Here is a 6841-nt window from a genome sequence, read left to right as displayed (position 1 = left end):
CCAAGCCGCCAGATTATAAAAAGGTCGTTGGCTTCGCCTTAGGCTATCATGCCCGCTGCTCCATATAAAACCTCCTTACGCTAACGAAGTTAGCGAGTGCCATTTACACAGACTTCTTGACGGTACCGATTAAGAAGCGTAGAATGTTTATAAGGGAACTGCGAACGTCTATAAGAAAGAAAAAATTTAAAAAAACATCAATTTCCGATTTTCGACAAGTTTTTGTAAAAAAATCGCCATTATTCACTAAATAATTTCGATTTTAATAATAAGAAAATTGAATTTTGGGGGATGTGACACAGACAATTTAGTCGTGGTATAACTAAATCAACAAGACAGAAGGGGGACTTAAAATTGAACCATACGACTCAAGCAACTAGCTGCCCCAGTTGTTCAGAGTTGAAGAAGTACGTCGATCAACAAGGTGAACTTATATCGCAGTTAATGAGAATGCTAGCCCATACCCATGAGAAGGTGATTGTCATGGATAAGACAATCAATCAAATTAAGGCGAAGAACGAGGTGAGTTATGCTTACTCCGTTTCTGAATCCAACCAATCCTCAAACAGTCCATAAGTTAAACCCAATCCCTCAAGTTCGTCGTCTCCTTTTATGTCTTGTTGAAGGTCAGTTTTCCAAGGTTCTGACCTTCTTTTTTTATTTAAAGCGCGTGATTCGCCTGTATTAGACAATTCCCCTATATTGTACCTCACTTTCTTTAGTGTTATCATTATACTTGGACTATTGTAAATGAAAGAATTAGAGGTGCAGACTATGAAGCAATTATTGGTTAAAGTTTTTGGTGATGGAAACTCCAAACAGCTGAAGAAACTTGAAAAAATTGCGGATCAAATAGAAGAAAAAGAGTCTGACATAAAGCTATTGTCTGATTCTGAACTTCAACGTAAAACGGATGAATTTAAAGAACGTTATCAAAATGGTGAATCATTGGATGATATGTTAGTGGAGGCATATGCTGTTGTAAGAGAAGCGGCGGTGCGTGTGCTAGGGTTAAGGCCTTATAAAGTGCAGTTAATCGGTGCGATTGCTTTGCATCATGGTGATATTGCAGAGATGAAAACTGGTGAAGGTAAAACACTTGCTTCAACTATGCCTGCTTATTTAAATGCTATTACAGGTAAAGGTGTTCATATTATCACTGTAAACGACTATTTAGCGGATCGTGACTCGAAGGAAATGGGTCAGTTATATGAATGGTTAGGTCTAACTGTTGGCCTAAATACAAATGATTTATCAAAAGATGAGAAGCGTGAAGCTTATGCCTGCGATATTACGTATGGTACGAATAATGAGTTTGGGTTTGACTATTTACGTGACAACATGGTGTTGTATAAAGAAAAAATGGTTCAACGCCCACTTCATTATGCCATCATCGATGAGGTTGATTCGATTTTAATTGATGAGGCTCGTACGCCACTCATTATTTCGGGTTCTCAAAAACGTTCTCAGTCAAACTACATTCAAGCTGATTCGTTTGTTAGAACGTTAAATGGTGAAGAAGATTATACGTATGATGAAAAAACAAGAAATGTTCAGCTAACGGAATCAGGTATTACGAAAGCTGAGAACTACTTTAATATTGAAAACTTATATGACTTAAATAACGTCACGCTAACGCACCACATTAATCAGGCTCTAAAAGCGCATGTGGTGATGCAACGTGATACGGATTATGTGGTTCAAGAAGGAGAAGTTGTTATTGTTGACCAGTTCACGGGTCGTCTAATGAAAGGTCGACGTTATAGTGACGGTCTTCACCAAGCAATCGAGGCTAAAGAAGGCTTACAAATTCAAAAAGAGAGCATGACGCTTGCGACGATTACATTCCAGAACTTCTTCCGTATGTATGATAAGTTAGCCGGTATGACAGGTACAGCTAAAACTGAAGAAGAAGAGTTCCGTAATATTTACAACATGAGTGTTGTGGCGATCCCAACGAATAAACCAATTATTCGTCAGGATTATGCAGATCTGATTTATAAGACAACTGAAGGTAAATATAAGGCGTTAGTTCAAGACATTAAAGAGCGTTATGAAAAAGGCCAACCTGTACTTGTTGGTACGGTTGCGGTTGAAACGTCTGAGATTATTTCTAAATTGCTTAAAAAAGCAGGTGTTAAACATAACGTTTTAAACGCGAAAAACCACTTCAAAGAAGCGGAGATTATTCAAGAAGCGGGTCAACAAGGTTCTGTTACAATTGCGACTAATATGGCTGGTCGTGGTACGGACATCAAACTAGGTGATGGTGTTCGTGAGCTAGGCGGTCTAGCTGTAATTGGTACAGAGCGTCATGAATCACGTCGTATTGATAATCAGCTTCGTGGTCGTTCTGGACGTCAAGGTGACCCAGGTGAGTCTCAGTTCTATCTATCAATGGAAGATGAATTGATGCGTCGCTTTGGTTCTGACAACATGCGCAATATGATGGAACGTCTAGGTATGGATGATGACCAACCAATTGAAAGTAAAATGGTATCACGTGCTGTAGAATCAGCTCAAAAACGTGTTGAAGGTAACAACTTCGATGCTCGTAAGCAGTTATTGGCGTATGATGACGTGCTAAGGCAGCAACGTGACATTATTTACGAACAACGACAGCAAGTTTTAACAAGTGATAACTTGCGTGACATCATTATTAATATGATTGAGTCAACAGTAACGCGTAATGTTCAAGCTTATACACAGGATGAAGATGATGAAAAGTGGGACTTAGAAGGTTTAATTGACTTCATTCACGCGAATATCCTTGAAACAGATGAGATTAACGTTAATCACTTAAAAGGTAAAGAACCTGATGAAATGATTTCCCTCATCATGGAAATGGTTAATAAGAAATATGATGAGCGTGAACAAGAATTAACCGAAGAACAAATGCGTGAATTTGAGCGTGTTATCCTTCTACGTACAGTTGATTCTAAGTGGATGGATCATATCGATCAGATGGACCAATTACGTCAAGGTATTCACCTGCGTGCTTATGGCCAGACAGATCCTCTTCAAGAATACAACATGGAAGGTTTCGCAATGTTCGAAGAGATGATTGCTGAAATCGAGCAAGAAGTTTCGAAATACGCAATGAAGGCTCAAATTAGAGAGAATCTACAACGTGTTGAAGTAGCATCAGGTACAAAAGCTGTAGCTGGTGGTCGAGAAAACCAAGAGAAGAAAAAGAAACCTTATATTAAGAAGGAAAATATCGGCCGCAATGACCCTTGTCCATGCGGTAGCGGTAAAAAATACAAGAACTGTCACGGGAAAAGTGAATAATTAAACAAACGTCCAGTGTATCAAAGCACTGGACGTTTGATGTTTATGAAGACAGTAAAATAGCGCATCTAAAATGATTATTTAGTTAATAAAAAATTAATACATTTGTCAACAATAGGTTGTTTTTTCCAACAATGAAAGTGGTATACTAAAAATAGCTACGTAGCAGAGGTGATTTTTATGGACTTAACAGAAATTAAAGACCAATTAAACAAATTACAAAATCGACTAGAAGACTTTAGGGGGTCTCTTTGACCTTGATGAAGATCGCGAGAAAATCGCAGAACTAGAACAACAAATGACAGCTCCTGAATTTTGGAATCAACCTAGTGAAGCTCAAAAAATTATCAATGAAGCCAATGCTTTAAAAGAACGCGTTCAAAGTTTCGAAAGAAATGAAGAAGACTTGGAAAACCTTGAAGTATCTTATGAGCTCGTTAAGGAAGAGGACGATGAAGAGCTTTTTCAAGATTTACAGGAAGACCTATTACGTGTTAACGAACAGTTCAATGAATTTGAGTTAGAAATTTTACTTAACGAACCATATGATAAAAACAATGCAATCCTTGAGATCCATCCTGGTGCAGGTGGAACCGAGTCTCAAGATTGGGCTGAAATGTTACTTAGGATGTATAAGCGTTACGCAGAGAAAAAAGGCTTTAAAGTCGAGACGTTAGATTATTTACCTGGCGATGAAGCGGGTGTGAAAAGTGTAACGTTATTAATCAAAGGTCATAATGCTTTTGGTTACTTAAAAGCAGAAAAAGGTGTGCATCGTTTAGTTAGAATTTCGCCTTTTGACTCATCTGGACGTCGTCATACTTCATTTGCTTCATGTGATGTGATGCCCGAGTTTAATGATGATGTTGAGATTGATGTTAAAACTGAAGATTTAAAAATTGACACCTACCGTTCAAGTGGTGCGGGTGGGCAGCATGTTAATACAACAGACTCAGCGGTCAGAATTACACACCTTCCAACGAATACTGTAGTAACGTGCCAATCTGAACGTTCTCAAATTAAAAACCGCGAACAAGCTATGAAGATGTTGAAGTCTAAGTTATATCAATTAGAAATAGAGAAACAACAGCAAGAATTAGATGAAATACGTGGTGAACAGAAAGAAATTGGTTGGGGCAGTCAGATTAGATCTTATGTTTTCCATCCATATAATATGGTGAAAGACCATAGAACCAATTTAGAGAATGGAAACACACAAGCTGTTATGGATGGAGACTTAGATTCATTTATAGATGCTTTTTTAAGATCAAAAGTAAAAGGATAATTTTTTGCAAAAAGGGTATAGTATTATCATAACATCCATAAGAGGAGGTCCTATTATGAAAAAGATTCTTGTAGGTATATTTAGTGTGATGTTAGTCCTTGCTGCTTGTGGCGGTGGAGACGACGGTGGCGATAACGGAGACACTGGTGATACAGGAGAAGAAAGTGGACAAGAACAAGATGGTGGCGGTGAAGAAACAGCACAAGCAGGCGAAGAGTTATACAAAGCTAACTGTGCAAGCTGTCACGGTGGCGATTTAAGTGGGGGTGCAGGCCCAGCACTAGATAATGTTGGTGATAAATATAGTGCAGATGATATCGTAGGTATTATTCAAAACGGTCAAGGCTCAATGCCAGCACAAGACCACTTAAGTGAAGAAGAATCTCAACAAATTGCAGATTGGTTAGTAAATAGGTAAAAATGAATCAATAGTCCTTGGAAAACGTTTCCAAGGACTATTTTTATAGGCTTTTTTAAGAAAAAATTACCTTTGAAATAAAAACGTAATAAAATTTAGTCTAAACATAATGTCGTATCGTGTTATAATGTTAAGTATCTGAAGTAAATATAAACGTTAAATTAGGACTAATTGTCGATTTATGATATAATACATGCTAAAATAAATGAATTTTCAGAAATTTAATCTAAAGTTTTTCTTTTGCAACAGGAGGTACTGTGGCGTCTATGATCCAGATGAAGAATGTCTATAAGGTTTACAAGAACGGTGTAACAGCCTTAAACGGTATAGATGTAAGTATTAGTAAGGGTGACTTTGTGTATGTGGTTGGGCCCAGTGGTGCTGGGAAAACATCTTTTATTAAGATGATGTATCGCGAGGAAACACCTTCAAAAGGTGAAGTCTACATAAATGGTGTCGAATTAGGACAACTGAAGAAGCGTGACGTTCCATTTATACGACGTGATATTGGGGTTATTTTCCAAGACTTTAAGTTACTACAACGTAAATCAGTTTACGAAAATGTAGCTTTCGCTCTAGAAGTCATTGAAGAAAACCCTAAAAAAATTCGACGCCGTGTGATGAGTGTTTTAGATCAAGTTGGATTGAAACACAAAGCGCGATTTATACCTGCTCAACTCTCAGGTGGTGAACAACAACGTGTTGCAATTGCGCGTGCCATTGTAAACAATCCTAAGCTTGTTATAGCAGATGAACCGACAGGAAACTTGGATCCAGAAACGTCTTGGGAAATCATGAAAACCTTTGAGGACATTAATGCCTCTGGAACAACGGTCATTATGGCAACCCACAGCAGAGACATCGTTAATAAGCTAAGAAAACGCGTTATTGCGATGGAAAATGGACAAGTTGTAAGGGACGAGCATCGAGGAGAGTATGGTTATGAAGTTTAGTACAGCCAGAAGACACTTAAGAGAAGGTTCAAAAAACATTATACGCAATAGTTGGATGACGGTAGCTTCTGTAGGAGCAGTTACCACAACTCTAATACTAGTTGGGATTTTTTTAGCATTAATCCTAAATTTAAACCAAGTTGCTGAAAACATCGAACAAGATGTACAAATGAATGTTTATGTTGAACTAGGTACAGAGCAGGAAGACGTTGATGAACTCCAATCAAAATTAAATGAACTATCTAATGTAGAATCAATCGAATATTCATCTAAAGAAGATGAGCTCAACAAGTTGATAGAGGACATGGGTGAATCAGGTGATGAGTGGGGAATGATGTTTGAAGATAGTAACCCACTTAATGATGTTTTTGTTATAAAAGCTACCGATGCAAATTATTATAGAGGTTTATCCCAACAAGTATCACAAATGGATTACGTTGATGATGTGGATTATTCACAAGCAACAGTAGAGCGACTTTTAACCTTTAATAAATATGCTCGCTACATCGGAATTGGGTTTATAACTGCTTTACTTTTCACAGCGATTTTCTTAATTTCTAACACGATTAGAATGACAATAATCGCTCGTGCAAATGAGATTGGCATTATGAAACTAGTTGGAGCCAAAAACAGCTTTATTCGCTGGCCTTTCTTCATTGAAGGTATGTTAATGGGAATCATTGGTTCAATTATTCCTATTTCTATAGTTCTTGTAGGTTATTACTACCTCTATCAAAATGTAGCAGGACGTAATTTACTTCCATTCGTTGAACTGTTACCATTCAATCCATTTGCTTGGCAGTTATCACTATTATTGCTAGGTTTGGGAGTCTTTATCGGTGTTTGGGGAAGCGTTATGAGTGTACGAAAATTCTTAAATGTTTAACGAGAGAG

6 protein-coding genes are annotated in these 6841 nt (G+C 37.6%); all 6 read left to right on the top strand.

Features of this window, described 5'->3' with window-relative positions; translation table 11 throughout:
• Window positions 1-354 precede the first annotated feature (354 nt).
• The 6 genes from ACTWQB_RS12505 (at window position 355) to ftsX (ending at window position 6833) form a co-directional block, all read left to right on the top strand.
• On the top strand, window positions 355-576 hold the full coding sequence (locus ACTWQB_RS12505) for a hypothetical protein (RefSeq protein ID WP_443139525.1): 222 nt from the start codon (window positions 355-357) through the stop codon (window positions 574-576).
• 198 nt (window positions 577-774) lie between these two features.
• On the top strand, window positions 775-3291 hold the full coding sequence (gene secA / locus ACTWQB_RS12500) for a preprotein translocase subunit SecA (RefSeq protein WP_443139524.1): 2517 nt from the start codon (window positions 775-777) through the stop codon (window positions 3289-3291).
• Window positions 3292-3471: 180 nt separating this feature from the next.
• A protein-coding gene (gene prfB, locus ACTWQB_RS12495; protein WP_443139523.1) for a peptide chain release factor 2 occupies window positions 3472-4576 on the top strand; the annotation gives its coding sequence in 2 pieces (ribosomal slippage) (window positions 3472-3543 and window positions 3545-4576; 1104 coding nt in all).
• 55 nt (window positions 4577-4631) lie between these two features.
• Window positions 4632-4994: a c-type cytochrome gene (locus ACTWQB_RS12490; RefSeq protein ID WP_443139522.1), complete on the top strand. Its 363-nt coding sequence runs from the start codon at window positions 4632-4634 to the stop codon at window positions 4992-4994.
• Window positions 4995-5260: 266 nt separating this feature from the next.
• A complete protein-coding gene (ftsE, locus tag ACTWQB_RS12485) occupies window positions 5261-5947 on the top strand; it encodes a cell division ATP-binding protein FtsE (protein WP_443139521.1) in 687 nt (228 codons plus the stop codon).
• Window positions 5937-6833, top strand: coding sequence for a permease-like cell division protein FtsX (gene ftsX / locus ACTWQB_RS12480; protein ID WP_443139520.1), 897 nt, complete (start codon window positions 5937-5939; stop codon window positions 6831-6833). Before ftsE ends, ftsX begins: the two co-directional genes overlap by 11 nt.
• Window positions 6834-6841 lie beyond the last annotated feature (8 nt).

Source organism: Piscibacillus sp. B03 (assembly GCF_052246295.1).
In the GTDB taxonomy this organism is placed as follows: Bacteria; Bacillota; Bacilli; order Bacillales; family Alkalibacillaceae; genus Piscibacillus.
This window is presented reverse-complemented; position numbering and strand designations above follow the sequence as displayed.

Coding starts and splice junctions, on each gene's coding strand:
- ftsE (WP_443139521.1), top strand. CDS start 5,261: ATGATCCAGATGAAGAATGTCTATAAGGTTTACAAGAACGGTGTAACA.
- ACTWQB_RS12490 (WP_443139522.1), top strand. CDS start 4,632: ATGAAAAAGATTCTTGTAGGTATATTTAGTGTGATGTTAGTCCTTGCT.
- secA (WP_443139524.1), top strand. CDS start 775: ATGAAGCAATTATTGGTTAAAGTTTTTGGTGATGGAAACTCCAAACAG.
- ftsX (WP_443139520.1), top strand. CDS start 5,937: ATGAAGTTTAGTACAGCCAGAAGACACTTAAGAGAAGGTTCAAAAAAC.